The sequence below is a fragment of the uncultured Maribacter sp. genome, assembly GCF_947496775.1.
Classification (GTDB): Bacteria; Bacteroidota; Bacteroidia; order Flavobacteriales; family Flavobacteriaceae; genus Maribacter_B.
Genome location: NZ_CANMDU010000013.1, coordinates 45,117 through 64,872 on the forward strand (window position 1 = coordinate 45,117; position 19,756 = coordinate 64,872).

At 33.1% G+C, this 19,756-nt stretch carries 12 protein-coding genes; 7 read left to right on the forward strand and 5 right to left on the reverse strand.

The genetic code is table 11. The features are described from left to right. Positions 1 to 4 precede the first annotated feature (4 nt). The 7 genes from Q0856_RS16820 to Q0856_RS16850 all read left to right on the forward strand — a co-directional run bounded on the left by Q0856_RS16820 (position 5) and on the right by Q0856_RS16850 (position 8,456). Positions 5 to 370 (forward strand): DUF6730 family protein, encoded by a 366-nt coding sequence (locus Q0856_RS16820; RefSeq protein ID WP_366139618.1) that lies wholly within the window; start codon positions 5 to 7, stop codon positions 368 to 370. Positions 371 to 543: 173 nt separating this feature from the next. After that, the gene (locus tag Q0856_RS16825) at positions 544 to 1,125 is read left to right on the forward strand and encodes a DUF6088 family protein (RefSeq protein WP_298506917.1); all 582 of its coding nucleotides are present in this window, start codon (positions 544 to 546) and stop codon (positions 1,123 to 1,125) included. Then, complete coding sequence (locus Q0856_RS16830; RefSeq protein ID WP_298506918.1) at positions 1,122 to 2,105, forward strand: nucleotidyl transferase AbiEii/AbiGii toxin family protein; 984 nt, start codon at positions 1,122 to 1,124, stop codon at positions 2,103 to 2,105. Before Q0856_RS16825 ends, Q0856_RS16830 begins: the two co-directional genes overlap by 4 nt. 3 nt (positions 2,106 to 2,108) lie before the next feature. Beyond that, positions 2,109 to 3,701, forward strand: coding sequence for a type I restriction-modification system subunit M (locus Q0856_RS16835; protein ID WP_298506919.1), 1,593 nt, complete (start codon positions 2,109 to 2,111; stop codon positions 3,699 to 3,701). Positions 3,702 to 3,703: 2 nt separating this feature from the next. Further along, complete coding sequence (locus Q0856_RS16840; protein ID WP_298506920.1) at positions 3,704 to 4,918, forward strand: restriction endonuclease subunit S; 1,215 nt, start codon at positions 3,704 to 3,706, stop codon at positions 4,916 to 4,918. A 3-nt stretch (positions 4,919 to 4,921) separates the two neighbouring features. Beyond that, on the forward strand, positions 4,922 to 5,557 hold the full coding sequence (locus Q0856_RS16845; protein WP_298506921.1) for an abortive infection family protein: 636 nt from the start codon (positions 4,922 to 4,924) through the stop codon (positions 5,555 to 5,557). Further along, a complete protein-coding gene (locus Q0856_RS16850; RefSeq protein WP_298506922.1) occupies positions 5,550 to 8,456 on the forward strand; it encodes a type I restriction endonuclease subunit R in 2,907 nt (968 codons plus the stop codon). The genes Q0856_RS16845 and Q0856_RS16850 overlap by 8 nt, the downstream gene beginning before the upstream one ends. Positions 8,457 to 8,498: 42 nt before the next feature. Here the strand turns inward: Q0856_RS16850 and Q0856_RS16855 are convergent, their stop codons facing one another. The 5 genes from Q0856_RS16855 to Q0856_RS16875 all read right to left on the reverse strand — a co-directional run bounded on the left by Q0856_RS16855 (position 8,499) and on the right by Q0856_RS16875 (position 19,748). After that, positions 8,499 to 9,710 (reverse strand): site-specific integrase, encoded by a 1,212-nt coding sequence (locus Q0856_RS16855; protein ID WP_298506923.1) that lies wholly within the window; start codon positions 9,708 to 9,710, stop codon positions 8,499 to 8,501. A gap of 448 nt (positions 9,711 to 10,158) precedes the next feature. After that, on the reverse strand, positions 10,159 to 11,136 hold the full coding sequence (locus Q0856_RS16860; protein WP_298478396.1) for a hypothetical protein: 978 nt from the start codon (positions 11,134 to 11,136) through the stop codon (positions 10,159 to 10,161). Between the two features lie 270 nt (positions 11,137 to 11,406). Beyond that, a complete protein-coding gene (locus Q0856_RS16865; RefSeq protein WP_298506924.1) occupies positions 11,407 to 14,331 on the reverse strand; it encodes a glycoside hydrolase family 2 TIM barrel-domain containing protein in 2,925 nt (974 codons plus the stop codon). 180 nt (positions 14,332 to 14,511) lie between these two features. Then, positions 14,512 to 17,814: a VCBS repeat-containing protein gene (locus tag Q0856_RS16870; protein WP_298506925.1), complete on the reverse strand. Its 3,303-nt coding sequence runs from the start codon at positions 17,812 to 17,814 to the stop codon at positions 14,512 to 14,514. A gap of 125 nt (positions 17,815 to 17,939) precedes the next feature. Further along, positions 17,940 to 19,748 carry a RagB/SusD family nutrient uptake outer membrane protein gene (locus Q0856_RS16875; protein WP_298478405.1) on the reverse strand — a complete coding sequence of 603 codons (1,809 nt, stop codon included), beginning with the start codon at positions 19,746 to 19,748 and terminating at the stop codon, positions 17,940 to 17,942. Positions 19,749 to 19,756: the final 8 nt, after the last annotated feature.

Sequence of the window (19,756 nt, forward strand, 5' to 3'; positions counted from 1 at the left end):
TATCATGATAAAGATTAAAGAATATATTGAATTGCTAACGTCTGAAATGGAAGTTCTCCGAGATGATGTCAACCGATTGGAAACCATCAACGACCACATGAAGGATGTAAAGATTTCTATCGACCTGAAGGAGATCAAAGAAGTTTTAAAAGAGCATAGTAAGCAATTAGAGGATCAAAGGGAACAACAGGAACGATTTTACAATCGAATGGAATCCTTATTTAAGACAGCTGGGGTATACCCTAAATGGGCGGTTATCACGTTTATTGTAGCTATTCTTTTTTCTGTAACTTCATTGGTTTATGTCTATCATACAAAGGTCGTTTCAGAAAGAACTTCTGATATTACTATTGAGAAAAGAACTCCATGATTAATTGATTTTTATGTATTCAGAAGTTTAGTAATTTTGAACGATAGATAGTAAAAAATGCTACTTAGCTCGCATTTCTTCTAATAGAATTGTCCCAAATAATTACTATTTTCGGGACAATTATTGCAGTATTTTAATTATATTTGTCCCGATTTTTATCTATTTTTGGGACAATGATGGATTTTAATACCATACAAAAGAAAATTAAACCTGGAGAAATATTCTTTATTTCAGATTTTATCGAGCTTGGAAATTACGAAGCAATTCGAAAATCTTTACAACGCTTAACGAAGGATGATAGCATAAAACGCATTGCAAAAGGAATATATTTTTTACCCAAAATACACAAGCGCTTAGGGGTTATTTATCCTCATGCTGAACAAATAGCCAAAGCTATTGCAAAACGTGATAAGGCACGGATAATAGCCACGGGTTCTACAGCTTTAAATTTATTGGGGTTATCTACTCAAATCCCATTGAAAGTAGTGTTCTTAACAGATGGTTCTGCTAGGAACATAAAAGTCGGAAATCAAACTATTCAGTTTAAAAAGACAAACCCTAAAAATTTAAGCATTGAGCATAGATTAACCAATCTTATAATTCAGGCATTAAAAGAAATTGGAGAAAAACATGTTACTCCAGAACAGCTTGATAAAATACAGAGGATAATAGAAAAGAGTAAAGAACAAGAAATAGTTTATAAAAATCTAAATAATGCACCTATTTGGATTCAGAAAATAATAGTAGATAAATGAATAACTGGTTAACATTATCAAAAGAAGAGCAAACAGAATTGTTTACTCAAATTGGTGTAAAAACCAATTTACCTCCACAGGCTATAGAAAAAGATGCTTGGGTTACATTAATGTTACGAATGATATTCACTTCAGGTTTAGCCAATCATTTAATTTTCAAAGGAGGAACTTCATTGAGTAAAGCTTTTAATTTAATTCAACGGTTTTCAGAAGATATTGATTTAGGTATTGACAGACAATACTTGGGGTTTGAAGGGGATTTGTCAAAAGGGCAAATTCGAAAATTAAGAAGAGCCTGCCACTCTTTTGTTTCTAAAGATTTATCCGAATTGTTAAGACAACAATTAATAGCATACGGGTTAGATGAAACCCTATTTGAAATTATAGTAGAAAATACACAGGTGTCTGATCAAGATCCAGAAACTATTAAAGTGAACTATCAGTCACTATTTGGAGATTTGCCTTATCTACCTACAAGAGTATTGATTGAGGTTAGCGCTAGGTCGTTAATTGAACCCAATCAAGAAGTTGCTATTAAATCAATAATTGATGAACATTATCATGAAGCAGATTTTTCGGAAGAAGAATTTATTGTGAATGCCACTAACCCTCAAAAGACATTTTTAGAAAAACTCATTCTCCTTCATGAAGAGTTTCAAAAACCTCCAGAGAAAATAAGGCATTTACGTATGTCAAGGCATTTCTATGATATTGGGCAAATACTAAATTCTGAATATGGGCAGGCTGCTTTGAAAAATACATCTCTTTTTGAAAGTATAATTACTCATAGAAGTGTGTTAACCCCAATGAAAACTACGGATTATGAAAGTTTGACTTTACAAAGTCTTAATGTTATTCCGCCAAAAGAATTCTTGGATAACTACAAATCTGATTATAAAGAAATGCAAAATAGTATGATACATGGTGAATCATTGGGTTTTGATGTACTACTTAAAAATATTATGAACGAATTGAAATAAAGAATGTCTGAAGATCATAAAAAAGAATTAAAAAAGCAGCTTTGGAATATTGCTGATACACTTAGAGGCAAAATGAATGCGGATGAATTTCGCGATTATATTTTAGGATTCATTTTCTATAAGTACTTAAGTGAAAAGATGGAAATTTTCGCCAACGAAATATTGAAACAAGACAAAATAAAGTTTCGAGAAATAAACCCTTCAATGCCTGATTTTGATGAATATTTAAAGGCCATCAAAGAAGAAGCATTAGAACAACTAGGTTACTTCTTAAAACCTGAAGAATTGTTTTCTGAAGTAGCTGTAAGAGGTAAAGGAGAAAACAATGAAGACGATCATTTTGATGAAGAAAAAACAGGTTTCATATTAGAGGATGTACAAAAAATATTGCTCAATATTCAATTGAGCACTATGGGTACAGATAGTGAGGAAGATTTTGACAATCTCTTTGAAGATATGGATTTGAACAGTACCAAACTGGGTAAAACTCCTGAAGCTCGAAATACCATTATTGCCAAAGTTTTAACTCACCTTGATAAAATTGATTTCAAATTAGAACATACTGAACTAGATGTACTAGGAGATGCCTATGAGTATTTGATTGGGCAATTCGCAAGTAATGCTGGTAAAAAGGCAGGTGAATTTTATACCCCTCAGGAAGTTTCTATGATCTTGGCAAAGATTGTAACTACAGGTAAACAGAAACTAAAGTCTGTTTATGATCCAACTTGCGGATCAGGTTCTCTATTACTTCGTGTGGCAAAGGAAGTAGATGATGTGGGGGATTTTTACGGACAAGAAATGAATCGTACCACATATAACTTGGCACGAATGAATATGATTTTGCACGGTGTGCATTACCGTGAATTTGATATTAAGCAAGAAGACACCTTGGAGAGGCCACAGCACATTGATATGGAATTTGAAGCCATTGTAGCTAACCCTCCATTCTCCGCAAAGTGGAGTGCTAATCCATTATTTACAAGTGATGACCGTTTCAGCCAATATGGTAAACTAGCTCCTAGTAGTAAAGCAGATTTTGCCTTTGTGCAACACATGATTCACCACTTAGCTGAAAACGGAACAATGGGTATTATTTTACCTCATGGTGTATTATTTAGAGGTTCGGCAGAGCAACACATTAGAAGGTATTTAATTGAAAATAAAAATTACTTGGATGCTGTAATTGGCTTACCAGCCAACATTTTCTATGGAACGAGCATCCCAACTTGTATTTTGATTTTTAAAAAATGTAGAGAAAACCCTGATGATGTCTTGTTTATTGATGCGAGTAATGAGTACGAAAAAGCTAAAAACCAAAACCAGCTTAAAGATAAACATATTAATAAAATAGTTGAGACTTACCGTAACAGAAATGAGTTAGAAAAATACAGTCATAAAGCTACCTTAAAAGAAATTGCTAAAAACGATTACAACCTGAACATACCTCGGTATGTTGATACATTTGAGGAGGAACCTGATATTGATATAGAAGCTATTGCCAAAAAAATAAGTAAAGTGGATGATTCTATGGTTGGTATTGATAAAATAATAGAACAATTCTGTAAAGATCTTAAAATCACAGCACCTTTTTAGAAATGGCAAAACAAAAAAACATACCCAAGCTGCGTTTTCCTGAGTTCAATGAAGATTGGAGTAAAGGTTCTTTAGAAAAAAAGAATTTCTCAAAAGGAAAGGGTATTTCTAAAGCTGACATAGCCGAAAATGGCGAGACGGCATGCATTAGATATGGAGAGCTTTATACGACATACGGAGAAACAATAGATGAAGTAGTTTCGAGAACAAATGTTGATAAAAATGAATTAATACTTAGCGAAGCAAATGATGTAATTATTCCAGCATCTGGTGAATCTCAACTAGATATTGCTACAGCATCTTGTGTTTTAAAATCAGGAATTGCTTTAGGTGGGGATTTAAATATTATAAAGACAGAAAACAATGGTGTTTTTCTTTCCTATTATTTGAACAGTAAAAAGAAAATTGAGATAGCAAGATTGGCACAAGGGATATCGGTAGTACATCTTTATTCAACGCAATTATCTCAGTTGGAATTGTTGCTTCCAAAAATACCAGAACAAACCAAGATAGCTTCTTTCTTCTCTACTATTGACAAAAAAACACAAGCACTCAAAAACAATAAAGAGTTATTGGAAGAATACAAGAAAGGGGTTTCTCAAAAATTATTCTCTCAAGCTATTCGATTTAAAAATGATAAAGGGAAAGATTTTCCTGAATGGGAGGAATTAGAGCTTTCAGAGTTTTTAATTCCAACACTTAGAGAGGTATCAACTCCAAAAGATAAGTATCTAGCAATTGGAATTAGAAGTCATTGTAAAGGCACATTTCAAAAACCAAACTCAGACCCATCAAAAATTTCAATGGATAAACTCTTTACTGTAAAGGAAAATGACTTGATTGTCAATATCACTTTTGCTTGGGAAGGAGCCATTGCCCTAGTAAAAAAGAAAGATGAAGGAGGGCATGTCTCACATAGATTTCCAACATATACATTTAATAGAGACTTAGTTATTCATGAATTTTTTCAATTTGTTTTTGTCCAAAAAGAATTTCGAAATATTCTTGATTTAATTTCTCCTGGAGGTGCTGGTAGAAACCGAGTATTAAGTAAAAAAGAGTTTCTAAAAATTAAATGGTTTTTTCCTAAAGTAGATGAGCAAACCAAAATAGCTGACTTTCTATCTTCTATTGACAAAAAAATAGGATTAATAGATAAAAAGTTGAACGATACGGAGCAATGGAAAAAAGGATTATTACAAAAAATGTTTTGTTAAGCTATGAAGCAAACTAAAGACATCTTGGAGCAATTAGAAGCTGAATATAGCAACATTGATTATTATAATATTATTATTGATAAGATTGAAAACAATGTAAACGATAATCCTGATATCGCTATTGAAAGTTGCAAGGCACTTTTAGAAGGTATTTCAAAATTTATTTGGAATCAAGTTGATAGTGCTTATGATTCAGCAGTAGCAGACAAAATGGATTTTCATCCTTTAGTCAGAAAATCTATGAATAAATTGGCAGAGTTTAATGAGGATATAGAAATAGATTTTGTCAATAAAATCAATAAACTCATTGTTTCTATTGGAGAATTAAGAAATAGAAGAGGTGATATTTCTCACGGTAAGCTATCCCCTAAAGATTATTTCAGCGATTCCCAGTTTTCAAACTTAGTGATGAATATTACTGATAATATGCTTCATTATGTTTTGCATTGTTTTTCCAAAGTAAAAGCTGTAAAAGAGTTAGCATATGAAGATAACCCTGAATTCAATGAAAAATTAGATACCGAAAATGATTTTGGCTTTTTAAGCTACAGTAAAGCATTGTTTGAACAAGATATAGTTGCTTATGAGCAAGAACTACAAGATTATCTAGAAACATTAGAATTGGAAGAACATGAGTAAACAATCTGAACAAATATTAGAACAACAGTTGATTGCTCAACTTCAAAAATTGGGGTATGAATTTACCGTAATCAATAGTGAAAAAGACTTATTGCGAAACTTAAAATCTCAATTAGAAAAACATAATAGCATTACTTTTTCTCCAACTGAATTTGATAAAGTGTTGAATATCCTTAGCAAAGGAACTGTATTTGAAAAAAGTAAAATACTGAGAGAAAAACAACATATTGTACGAGACAATGGAGACAACCTTTATTTTGAATTCCTAAATACAGAATATTGGTGTCGTAATCAATACCAAGTAACTAATCAAATAACACAAGAAGGTAAATACAAAAATCGCTATGATGTAACGCTTCTGATTAACGGTATGCCCTTAGTTCAAATAGAGCTCAAACGAAGTGGTCTAGAGCTAAAAGAAGCATTCAACCAAATCAACCGTTATCAACGTCATTCTTTTGGTTCTGGTAATGCTTTATTTCAATACGTTCAAATATTTGTTGTTAGTAACGGTAGAAATACTAAATATTACGCTAACAACAGAAACCAAAGTTTCAAACAAACCTTCTTTTGGACGGATAGGGAAAACAACAGAGAAACGAATATACTTAATGGATTCACCGATTCGTTCTTAGAAAAATGCCATCTCAGTAAAATGATATGTAAATACATTGTACTGAATGAGGCACAAAAAATCCCTATGGTTTTGCGACCATACCAATATTATGCAGTAGAAGCGATTATTGATCGCGTAAAGAACTCCACCAAAAACGGATATATCTGGCATACCACGGGCTCAGGAAAAACCCTAACGAGTTTTAAAACAAGTCAGGTAATTATGAAACTTCCAGAAGTTCATAAAGTCGTATTTGTAGTTGACAGAAAAGATTTGGATTACCAAACAACCAAGGAGTTTAATAGCTTTAGTGAAGGTTGCATTGATGGAACAGACAATACTAAAAACCTAGTCCAACAATTCACAGGAACTTATAAAGACAAAAAGGGAGTATCTAAAAACTCCAAACTAATTGTTACCACTATTCAAAAGTTGAATACGGCCATAACTAAGCTGAAGTATGAAGCTAAAATGGCTGACCTGAAAGACAAGAAAATTGTTTTCATTTTTGATGAATGTCATAGAAGTCAATTTGGAGATACACATAAGCGAATAAAAGAATTCTTCAGCAATAATCAGATGTTTGGTTTCACAGGTACTCCAATATTAAAAGAAAACGCCAATAAAAGTGAAGCTATTGCCCGAACTACTAAAGATTTATTTGATGAATGTTTACACAAATATGTGATTACAGATGCTATTAAAGATGAGAATGTTTTAAAGTTTTCCGTTGAGTATGTTGGTAGGTACAAAAAGAAAAATTCTGCAACTGAAATAGATATTGAAGTTGAAGATATTGATACAAAAGAATTGATGGAGGATGAAAAACGATTGGAAAAGATTTCCGATTACATCATTGCCAATCACAGTCGTAAAACACACAACAAAGAGTTTACGGCAATGTTCTGTATTAATAGTGTGCCAACACTTATTAAATATTATGACATTTTAAAAAGAAAGAAAGAAGCTGGAGAACACAACCTTAAAATTGCCACTATATTTAGTTATGGTGCAAATGAGCCTGATCAAGATGCAAATGGATTTATCAATTTTGAAGAAGATTTTGACAGTTTCGATTTAAACATTGTTGCCGAAGACAGTCCACAATATAAAAAAAGTAAACACACGAGAGAAAAGCTAGATGAATACATTGAGGATTACAATCAGCTTTTTGATGTAAAATATAGCACCAAGGATAGTCAAGATTTTTACAATTATTACAACGATATTTCAAAAAAAGTAAAAGAGCGTAAAATTGACATTCTGTTAGTCGTTAATATGTTCCTGACTGGTTTTGACAGCAAAACATTGAACACACTTTATGTGGACAAGAACCTTCAACACCATGGATTGATACAGGCTTATTCAAGAACGAATAGAATTCTAAATGAACAAAAATCACAAGGAAACATTGTAGTATTCAGGAATCTAAAAAACAGAACGGATGAGGCTATTACACTATTTAGCAACAAAGAGGCCATAGAGGTAATTGTTATGCAACCTTATGAAGAATATGCAACCAAATTTGATGAAGCTTTTGAACAATTAAAACTTTACGCTCCAACCGTTGATAGTGTAAATCATTTATTAACTGAAGAAGATGAGTTAAACTTTATCAAAGCATTTCGTGACTTAATGCGTATTAAGAATATTCTTTCAGCATTTTCTGATTTTAATTGGGAAGGTTTGCAAATGTCGGAGCAAGAATTTGAAGATTATAAAAGTAAATATCTTGATCTATATGACAAGGTAAAAAGTAATAACCAAAAGGAGAAAGTCTCTATTTTAGAAGATGTTGATTTTGAATTAGAGTTAATTCACCGTGATGAAATTAATGTCACTTACATTATCCAACTTTTAATTAAACTCAAAGCTAACACACAAAAAGATACAAGCAAAGCAGAAAAGGAAATTTTCAACTTACTAAATACGGAAACAACGCTTCGTAGTAAACGTGAATTAATAGAAAGATTCATAGAAGAGAATTTACCAATCATTAAAGACTCTAATGAAGTAATACCTGAATTTGATAAATACTGGAATAAGGAACAGCAAAACGCATTTGACAAATTAGTAGAAGAAGAAAAACTTTCTTCTGAGAAAACTGAAAAGCTAATTGAAGACTATCTTTTTGCTGAAAAGATACCACTTAGAGATGAGGTTTTAGAACTACTTGAAGGTGAAAAACCAAGTCTTCTTCAACGCAAAAAATTAGGCGACAGAATACTGAGCCGAATCACAGACTTTGTTGAAACATTTATAAATGGCATGGCAGGAAATTAGGAATAGCACTGTATAAATTTAGATTTTTGAGAATGAATTGAGTTAGAGCAATATCTCACTAGCTTCATCAATAACACGACTTTCCAACTCTTTTAAATAAGATTGGGTTACAGTCAAATTTTTGTGTCCCATAGATTCACTTATTATGTCTGTGGCTACACCTTTTTGTTTAAGACAATTGGCAAAACTATGACGAGCGACATAGCTACTCATGGGTTTATTAATTTGGCACATAGCAGCAATTTTTTTCAAATCTTGGTTATAACGAACTAACATTTTGTGCTTTCTGTTTTCTAACTGAGTGGGCGTATAGTCTTCTCTAAAGAGAACAGGGAATACATAAGAGGTATGCGGATTTATATCCTTATAATAATCTAAAATCTTTTGAACAGGCTCTAATATTTTGATAGAGAAATTACCTTTTGTTTTAGACCTAGTATAATGAATCCTATCATAGCTAACATCTTTCCACCTCAGTTTAATCATATCAGCAAAATTCATTCCTCGTGTGTAGAAGCTAAAGATGAAATAATTTTGGGCATTTATTAATGTTGGATAATCTTCAAGATTTATATGTGTAATTTTCGTAACCTCGTCCATCGTTAAAGCCTTTTTTATGGCTTTTCCTTTAAGCTTAGATAATTTGTAAGTTCTAAACGGGTAATAGCCTTCCTTGGTTATGTTACGTTGAATTGCAAAATTAAAAAGCGCACGTATAGATCTCATTCGTACTCCAATTCCTCCATCAGTACCGCCGCGAGATCTTAAAAAAACCTCATACTTAATTAAAAAAGTTGGTGTTATTTCTTTAAATGATAGTCTTTCTTTTTGATGAAATAGTTTTACAGAGTTTAAGGCTTCAGAGTTTACTTTGGCATTTCCTGTTCGCCCTGCTTCATTCATTTCATCAATGATTTCTTTCCAAAAAGAAAAAACCTCTTTTTGACGAGCTGGATTGGAATCAACCCTAAAATGTTTTTCAAAATCTTCTAGAGTAAAATCTTCGGTCTCTATCTCTAAATTGCCATAAATCTTCAGAGCTCTATCCAGAATTTTATTTAAAAGGCGATTATTCTGAATATAATTTGCATTTCGTTTATTGAATTGACCGCCTTTTAAATCCCATTCATTTTCTGGAATACTGAAAAGAGTTTTAAAGTATTTAGTGCGTCTATCTTTGGTCACTCTCAAACAAACAGGAAAGTGGCCATTGGCTAGTGATTTTTTTCGTAAAATTGTCTTGATAGAAGCCATTGTTTTTTATAACGGGTACAACATAGGTACAACAAATCATCGATTAAAGGTAGTTTATTAGTAAATAGATGCAAAAAGAAATATTATAAAATACTGATAATCAATACAAAAGAAAACATAAGCAACTAAATGTAACTGTTTTTTAGTTTCTCATAATCAGGGGGTCCATGGTTCGAGCCCATGTGGGACCACAAGCAAAACAAAGCCCTTACATTTCTGTAAGGGCTTTTTGTTTGTATTCAGCTTTTGTTGAGAGTTCTAAAATTTGGTCCATTCACTTAGCTTAAAAGCACTTAACCAAACTTCTTTATTTTCTTTCCCTTTGAAATTAATTTTTACTGGGTTGTTTTCGTCCATTGTATAAATTACTTCTCCTAATTCTAGAGTTTTCCGTTACATTTCTTTTACGGATGTAACTCTGGAGAAAATTGTTTTTTCTTAGACTATTTTACTTCGTTTTTATTTCTCCCATTTGGATGACATCAAAATTCTTTAAGGTTACTTTTTTTAATTCTTTAAGGTCGTCATTATTCCAGCGTTCATCTGGTGCGCCAGATATAAACATAGTGGATCCAACATCTGCCAAAATTAATCCGTGTTTTTTCATTGCTTTTAGAATTATTTTATTCGTTTCAGAAAAATCACTGGTATCAAATGTTGATTTAAGTCTTAAAACAGCTCCGAATGGTAATAATTGGTCATTTTTATTACCAGAAACTAAATGACGTGCAGGATGCAGATACCCTTCATAAATTTTTGATCTAGGTATTGTAAAACGAATGGGATGGTCTATTTCTCCTTTTTCTATTTCACTATATCTAACAAGTAAAGGGAAAATTGGTAAACCCGCCGCATCTGCAGATGTCCACCCATCTGGTCTAAAGGTATTTGCATTTAAATCGAAAACTGCTGCGCTAGATACTTCAAAACCAGCACCAACTTGCTTTGAATGGAATAATTCATATAACATACCGTTTTCTATATCCACAGAAATAACATGACTATCCCCTTTTCCATTACCTTCTATCGGAGCATCTAAGGGAATAGGAAAAGGACCCTTATCACTTTCTGAAGGATAACCACTTTCATTAAAAGTAATAGGCACATTTGGTTGGCTACCATTAACTACGGTATAAGGTATACCAATAGGAACGTCGTTATATAGACCACTACCAAAATCGGCAAAAAGACCCGCATTTAATCCTATATTTTCTAGTATTGCACTAGATTTTGAATCTACTGGACTATTAGACACCTCTTTATTTAGTGGATGATTTTGTGGGAAAATCTGAATGTTTTCAGCATCAGATAGTTTAATAGACCCACTATTATTTGGTGTAATTGCATCTTGTTCCGAAGAACATGCAGTAGTAAGTATTACTAGTGGTACAATAAAAAGACGTTTTAAGTTAAGTAAATTTTTCATAATTAAATATTGAATAAACTATAATGGATAGTATAGTAATTGCAACTGCGGAAAAGAGAAATATAAATGTGATTTTAGCTCAATTATAAGTTCTTTTCTCTGAGTATTACGGATAATATCATTAATTGAAAACTGTTTTTCTTTCTCATTATTGTCATATAGCCTAAACAAAAATGGTACAACTAAAAAAGCTGAACAATGATAACACTGTTCAGCTTTTTCTTAATTTCTATTGTTTATTTATCATGGGATAAATTTAGAAGGTAACTTCTAAAAATTCTCCCACTCACTAAGCTCAAAAGCATTTAACCAAACACCCTTATTTCCTTTACCATTAAAATTAATTTTTACTGGCTTGTTTCCATCTGATGTAAAAATTACTTCTCCTGTTCCTGGAGTTTCCCATTGCATTTCTTTACCAGATGTTACCTTTGCGGTTATAGGTTTTGTTTCTACCAAAGCATCTGATAGTATGGTAATAGCATCTTCATAAGGTAATTTATGAATGGTAGCAGACTTTAATTTATCCTTGTTAGGATCCATTAGGTCTGAATTACTACTTGGAGCATGGTGCCACGTTTTAAGTTTATAAGTTCCTTTAGGAAGGTTTTTAAAAACTAAGTTTACTCCTTTATCATCTATGGTAATTACACCATCGCCATAGGCGTAGCCATATTTACCAATAACATTCATTTCTCCTAACCAACGGTTAATACCATTTACAGAACCTTTTTCTATAGTTGCTGTAGCACCTTTGAATGACTTAAAAGAATAACTATTATTAGTTTCGTCTGCTCCATACCATGGGTTCCAATTAAATTGTAAAAGTTGGTCGCTAGCACCTAAATCTACTCTCTCTTTGGTAAAATCATAGATAGCAATAGCATTATTAATAAGGGTATTAGTACTAAAAGAAACTAGATTAGTACTAGCGCTGGCCGATTTTAACCCTTTAGCTTTTGCGGTAATTGTTATTTTACCAACCGTATTTCCCGCTCTAATTAAGGCAGGGGCAACACCATATTCTGTAAACATAGGGTTAGCATTTATAATAGCTTTATCTCCAATAACTGAAGCATCTCCTTTAACCGCAAATTTTATTAAGTGCTTTGTGTTAGGAACTGTGGTTCCGTTTTTATCTACAACTGTAGCGTAAGCCATTAAAACATCAGAACCATCTGCCTTAAATTGTCGTCCTTCAGTATCTAATTTTAGAGTAATAGCATAGGGTTTTCCAGCATTTTGTTTTGAGGTTTCAAGAATGCTTCCATTAGTAAATATAGCCTTGGCAGTTAACTTTCCAGGAGCATATTTTATATTTTTAAAATGAAAAGGAGCATGTTCTAATCCGTCATAAATAGTGCCTTTACTTGGGGTTGCTTTTTCTAATAATTTACCGTTTGATAAAAGTTCTACCGCATTTGCATTACTGTAAACAGTAATTTCTTTAGTTTCTGGTTGCCATTCTTCTAGAATATTTACAAACGGAGTTTTTAGCATTTCCGCTTTGTACCATTCTAACTCAGGGCGTGGATATCTAAAAATAGTCATCATTCCGCTACGGGTGCGGTCTATTTTATCTTTAGCCTTATCATGTGTAGGATGAAAGGTGTAATAAGCATGTGCAGTCCAGGAAATTAAACCAGTCATTAAAGGGTCATTTTTAAATGGTGCTACTGCAGCAGGCCCTCTTCTACCTTCCATAGCAAACATAGGTTCGGAACGGTCCCAAATAAAAGGCCCGTATAACATGTTCGCATTTACATCGGTTAAACCAGAAGTTTGCCAACCTGTCCACCTGGCCCCTTGAGAAGCAGTAAGCCTTGTAGGGTCTTCTTGTTTTATGGTGTTATGAACACGTGGCACATAACCTCTATGATTTACTCCGGCTCCCCACATAATTATAGAAGCATGATTTCTATGGTTACGAATCATAGTTTTAGCAGATTTTTCTAGGTTATTCCACCATTCCTCTTTGTCCGATATAGAAATCCACGTAGGAGCCTCTTCATATACTAAAATACCAAGTTCATCACAAGCTTCTATTAAAGCATTGTCTTGCGGGTAATGTGCAGTACGCATAATATTAAAACCATATTCTTTAAACTGTAACATGTCTTTATAATGTAACGAATTTGGCACGGCATCTCCTAAATAGGGGTACTGTTGGTGTCTGTTTGCTCCAATAAGCTCTATTGGTTCGTTATTTAATAGAAAGCCACGAACAGGGTCTTGTTCAAATTTTCGAAGTCCAATTTTAGTTTCTACAAAGTCTATTTCTTTACCATCAATTTTTATAACACTATTTACGCGATATAAATAAGGGTTGTCTATTCCCCAAAAGTGTACATTATCTTCTAAACTACCTATTTGGTTAAATTGGTATTCTTCTTGGGGTTTTATGGTAGATGTATCTACTAAACGTAAAACAGAAATACCTTCTTTGTTTAAGATGCGGGTAATTATTTTACAGTTTACCTTTTCTTTATTTTCGTTTTTAACCGCTGTTTTAATGTTAATGGTAGCGTTTTTATTAACAGGATCTATGGTTGGTGTGGTTATATGCACCCCCGAGTTTAAGGTCTCCCAATTAAAAGTTACGTGAACAGGGTTTGTTTCTACCAAATATACATCTCTATATAAACCACTAAACTTTACATAGTCAAAAGGTCCTGGGTCCGGCGGAATCATTTCGTTTCTTCTGTTGTCTACTAAAAGAGTTATTTGGTTTTCTTGCCCTTTGGTTACAAAATTGGTAATATCAAAATGAAAAGGAGTGTAACCACCTACAGCATGTTGCCCTACATGTTTACCATTCACCCACAAATTGGTTACTTGGTGTGCTCCTTCAAACTCTAAAAACACTTTTTTGTTAGAGTTGCCTACAGATATATTTTTACGATACCAACCAACTTTTCTATGAAAAACTAGTTGTGTTTTTTCATCCTCTAAACCATCTAAAGCTAAAGAGGTAAGTTCTAGGGTGTGTGGAACGTTTACGTTTTGCCAATTAGAGTCATTTAATTCCTTTGTAAAGTTTTTAGCTTCCGGATTTCCTAAGTGAAATTTCCACCCTTGGTTAAGACTTAATTTGGTACGGTCTGTATTTGGAAAACCATACGGTAAATTTTGACTATTTATTTTCTGTAAGATAGATAAATTTATAAGTATAAATAGCAATACGATTTGTTTCATAATAGATGAATTATAGTCCTGTATTACAAATTAATAAAACCAAATGAGGTGCTATTTATATTGGAGCAAAAAGGATCATATGTTACTTACTTTTAAACATTGGAACTATAAGACCCTTTTTCAATTAGAAAAAGGGGCTTATAGAATTTGAACATATTTTAAGAAAATAAGGACAAATATTTACTTAATAGTTTTTACTAGAACCGTCTGTATTGAGTCACTGTTTTTTGTTGCTAATAAATAGTTTTGTTTTCCAACGGAAATTAAGTTGAGGTCTTTAACATCACCAGGAATATACAAGCCGCTTTCTAAAGCTTTTATAGGGGTAAAAGACCCTTTACCATTACCTTTTAAAAATAATCCATTACTAGCATCATTTTTTGGAGTTTCAACTTCTGAGCTATAAAGATTCCCGGCAACAACAGCATCTAAATTACCATCTTTATCGAAATCTTGAACAATTACTTGGTTAATGTTAGATAACTGCGCTTCTATTGGTAATTGATGAGTAATAAGTTTACCATTTTTGTTTTCAATATACATACTTGCAAAAGATTTTACTTGGTAATGCAAGGAATTTTCTAAAGCTTTCTCTGTGTAAACATCTTCTATGGTTGCGGTAGAGAAGCTAGCGTAGTCTTCAAATTTTTTCTTAATAGTAGGAATTTGTTGGGAAGAGCATTCTCTTCCTCTAAGAGGATACTCTTTACCGTCATTGTAGTAACTTAAGACAATATCGTTTTTATCGTTTTTATCAAAATCGTTTAAATAGATATCAAAAGTTTCTTCAGAATTAGCTTTATACTTAAAATTCTGACCTAAATTACCAGCAATAAAATCGATATCGCCGTCTTTATCAAAATCTCCAGATTTAATACTAAACCACCACCCAGTACTATTTTCTAAATCTTGAGTGCTCTTATTATTTTTAAATTTTCCGTTATTATTTTTTAATACTGTAATAGGCATCCATTCTCCAACGATTACTAAATCTGTCCATCCATCATTATCAATATCAGTCCAAGAAGCATCTGTTACTAGTCCAAGTTTTTCTAATTCCGGGGCTATAGAATTTGTTACATTTTTAAATTTAGTAATGCCATTTTCACTTGTATTTTCTAAAATATAACTTTTGGCAGGTAAAGGATAGTTACCAGGAATTAAACGTCCTCCAACAAAAAGGTCTAAATCTCCATCTTTGTCGAAATCATGGCTATAAACTCGAGAGCCGCTGGTTAGCATTTCTGGAAGTGCATCTTTAGACTTTGTAAAATTTCCATGTCCGTCATTTATATAGAAACGGTCTTGGAGCATTACTGAGTTTGGTTCAAATTCATTTCCTCCGCTTACAATGTAAACATCATTATCCCCATCTTTATCTGCGTCAAAAATATGAATGCCGGCATCTTCATGACCGCTATCTAAGATAAGTTTACTCTTTTCTTGTTTACTAAACCCTTCTGTATTCTGAAAGTATACTGCTCCTTTATTTTGAGAAGAACCACCTATTATAACATCTTCTAGACTATCACCATTTAAATCGCCAACGGCAACAAAAGGACCTAATCTCGATGTTTGGTGTGGTAATAAAATTTCTTTTTTAAAATCATCATAAATATTCTCTACATGCGCATGGTTAATTAAATCTGTATTAGATGTAGAAACAAATAGGGTATTATTTATAGGCGTATTTTCCACGTTATCGATTGCCTCGGCATAATCGATGGTTAGAAATTGATTGGATTTTAATTGTTTTAAGGTTTGTGTTTTTTGATCAGGCCATTGAATAGTAACTGCATTTATTGTGTCAGAATCTCCTAAGCCATAATGTAGTTCGGGAGCTACCGAGGATTGGAAGCCTCTAGATAATGTTAATTCCTGAAATTGTGTATTATCGTTCGTTTTTACAGTAATTTTGGCTCCAATACCTAATACGTTATTTTTTGGTCCTTTTAACTTAATGTTTAAAAAGTTGTTGAAATCTGCACTTTTGTTTTCAAAAATTGTTGCGGTATCATCTATATTATTACTAATTATTTCTAAATCTCCATCATTATCTAAATCAGCATAAACGCTACCATTAGAGAATCCTTTATAGCTAATTCCCCAGTCTTCATTTTTTTGCGAGAATGTTAAATCGCCATTATTTTTATAAACAAAATTGTCAATTTTTTCGGAAGGAATTGCTAAGCTTTTTTCCAATAAATTTTTATTGGGGTTCCATATGTTTTTTATAGAATCAAAATAATCTTTGTTATTAATTTCTCTTCGAGTACCATTGGCGATGAAAATGTCTTTTAAACCATCATTATCTAAATCTGCAAGTAAAGGTCCCCAGCTCCAATCTGTTGAGGAAACACCTGCAAGTCTAGAGATGTTACTAAAGTCTGGAAGTGTATCATTAATAACACCGTTATTTAATTGTAAACTGTTCTGCATATACTGGTAATGAAAACCAGAATTTACAGTACTCCAAAATAACTTAGGATTCATAGACGCCATATTAGCTTTAGCTCGTCTATTATCCTGCGCAGTCATATCTACCTGAAAAATATCTAAAAGCCCATCATTGTTAATATCAGCAATGTCTACTCCCATACCATAAAAAGAGGTGTTTTTGGTTAGTTGTTTAGACATTTCTGAGAAAGTGCCATTTTTATTATTAATGTAAAAATGGTCGGGGGTACTAAAGTCATTAGAAACATAAAGGTCTGGCCAGCCATCTTGGTTTATATCTCCTACGGTTGCACTTAAAGAGAGGCCAAAATTACGAAGTCCTGCTTTTTTAGTTACGTCATTAAAAACACCATTATCATTTCTATATAACTTGTCCGATTCTTTACCCTTAGGATTTTCTTTTTTATAACGATAGTACTGGTTTGGAGCATTAAAAGGAGTTGGCGGATAGTTGGCAATATAGAGGTCTAAATCGCCATCTAAATCATAATCAAAAAAGGTAGATTGTACACTGTTGCCTATTTCAGCAATACCATATTCTTCTGCTTTTTCAGAGAAGGTACTATCTCGATTATTAACAAATAGTTGATTTTCTTTTGGACCAAATTTTCCGCCCACAGAACAGTATATGTCTAGAAAACCATCTTGGTTAATATCTACCATAGTTACACCGGTATACCAACGGGAATCCCCTGTAATATTAGCTGTTTCTGTAATATCTTGAAATTGTAGGTTTCCTTTATTAAGGTACAATTTATTAGATACCATATTCCCGGTAAAAAATAAATCTATAAGTCCGTCATTATTTATATCCCCGGCAGAAACACCGCCTCCCATAAATATATAACCGTAGGTAAAATAATTTAAGGAATCGTTCTCTGTTAGAATATTTGCAAAAGTGATATTCGATTTTTCAGAGTTTAATTGAGTAAATATTTTTTTTGTTTTCGCTTTTTTAGGTTGGTGGGAGCAACTAAAAAGACTAATAAGAGATATTAAAACAAGAGCGTTAGCAAGAAATTTCATGAGTAAAAAATTGAGTTGTACTAAGATAGATAAGTTACCTAATGATAACAAAAAAACAGAGCACTGTTTAAGTGCTCTGTTATAAAAAACTAACTCTAAACTAAATAGTTTACACTATTATATTATTAGTACCCTGGATTCTGCGTTAAAATTCCACCACTTAAGTCAATGGCATTAACAGGAATAGGGAATACATTGTTAATTTCGGAGTAAGAACCAGCTTCTGTTGCAAAAGGTGTAATTGCGCGACCTTCGTTTGCATTATATTCTGTCATTACTTCTACATAGTTACCCCATCTTCTTAAATCGAATAATCTATGACCTTCCATTCCTAATTCAAGACGGCGTTCGAAACGAACCGCTTTTCTTGCGAAATCTACATCAGCAAATGCAGCATAAGGTTCTATTTGGTAGTTAGCTGCATCACCTGCAGCAGCGAGGCCACCAAATTCTGGGTTTTCAACAGCTTGTACATAATTAGAACCTTTAGCTCTATTACGAACTCTGTTTACATACGTTAATGCAAGAGCCAAATCTGGGCTAGATTTCTCAACAGCTGCTTCAGCGGCCATTAACAATACATCGGCAAAACGCATAATATGATAGTTAACACCAGAAAGTTGCTGTCCCCAAGAACCTGTAGCTTGGTTTCCTGTTTCCCCAGACCAGTATACATTTTTCTTTGGCAAATAAGATCCAGAGATATCGCCATATTCTGCACGAATCCAGTTGTTTCCAAGATGCTCTCCATAACCGTTGTAGTCTATACCTCGACGACCTACAGTATAGTCTGCTCTAGGATCTAAAGGTCCTGCATAAGGTACCCAATCCGGACCTACATGATTTCCATCATCATCTTTAAATTTAAAGTTAGGAATTGGGTTATCATCTCCGTCCAGTATTAATGTTCCAGTATTATCGGATTGGAAAGTATCTAATGCAAAATCTGTGGTAACGTCTGTTTGATTATATGTATCTAATAGAGGTAAACCAGAACCATCTGTTTGAAATGCATTTAACAAATCTTGAGTGGGTTGATAAAAGCCACAACAAGATCCGAATGGGCCTGGATTTGGAAAGTTTAAAGCTCCTTTAACATTACCATTATAGGACTGCCCATCATCGGTTGTGAATTGAATTGAAAAAATGGATTCTGTACTATTGTCACCAGCTAATCTAAAATTATCCACGAAATCAGGTAATAACGCATATGGTCCAGATACTACTACGTCATTTAACAATGTAAAAGCTTCATCCCACTCCGATTGGTGCAAATGCGCTTTTCCAAGAAAAGCTTTTGCTGTCCAAGATGTTGGCCTACCTACTAGTGCTTGTGTTTCCGGAAGATTGTCTATTGCATATTGTAAATCTGCTTCAATTTGATCCCAAATAGGACCCGGGTTTGGTTGATTAAATTCTGTATTAGCATAATTTTCCTCAGAAATATAAGGAACATTACCCCACATTTTTTGAAGCTCAAAATTATAATGACCTCTTAAAAAACGGGCTTCTGCTAATTGCGCAGAAAAGTCACCTTCTTCAATGGTATTTATTAAAGCAATAACTGCATTTGCTCTATTTATTGCAGCAAATACCACACCCCATTTGCCTAGGAAATAAGAACTTCCAGTAGACCATGTCATAGTTTCAATATTATACAACTCTTGTTGATCTCCGTCTGTACTACCTTTATGTGCATCATCCGATAGAACATCCATAATCCAGTTATCTCCAGAGGTTGCCCATCCTTCTCCGAATTCATTATTTCTAACCCCGTCAATGGCAGAATAAGCTCCAGTTAACATTAGGTTTACTCCTGTTTCATTTTTAAGTGATTCGTCACTCAAAGCTCCGATAGCCGGAGATTCAGTAAAATCACTACTACATGCTACTATACCTACTAGCATTATTAAATAAGCTATTGTTTTTTTCATGATTTTTT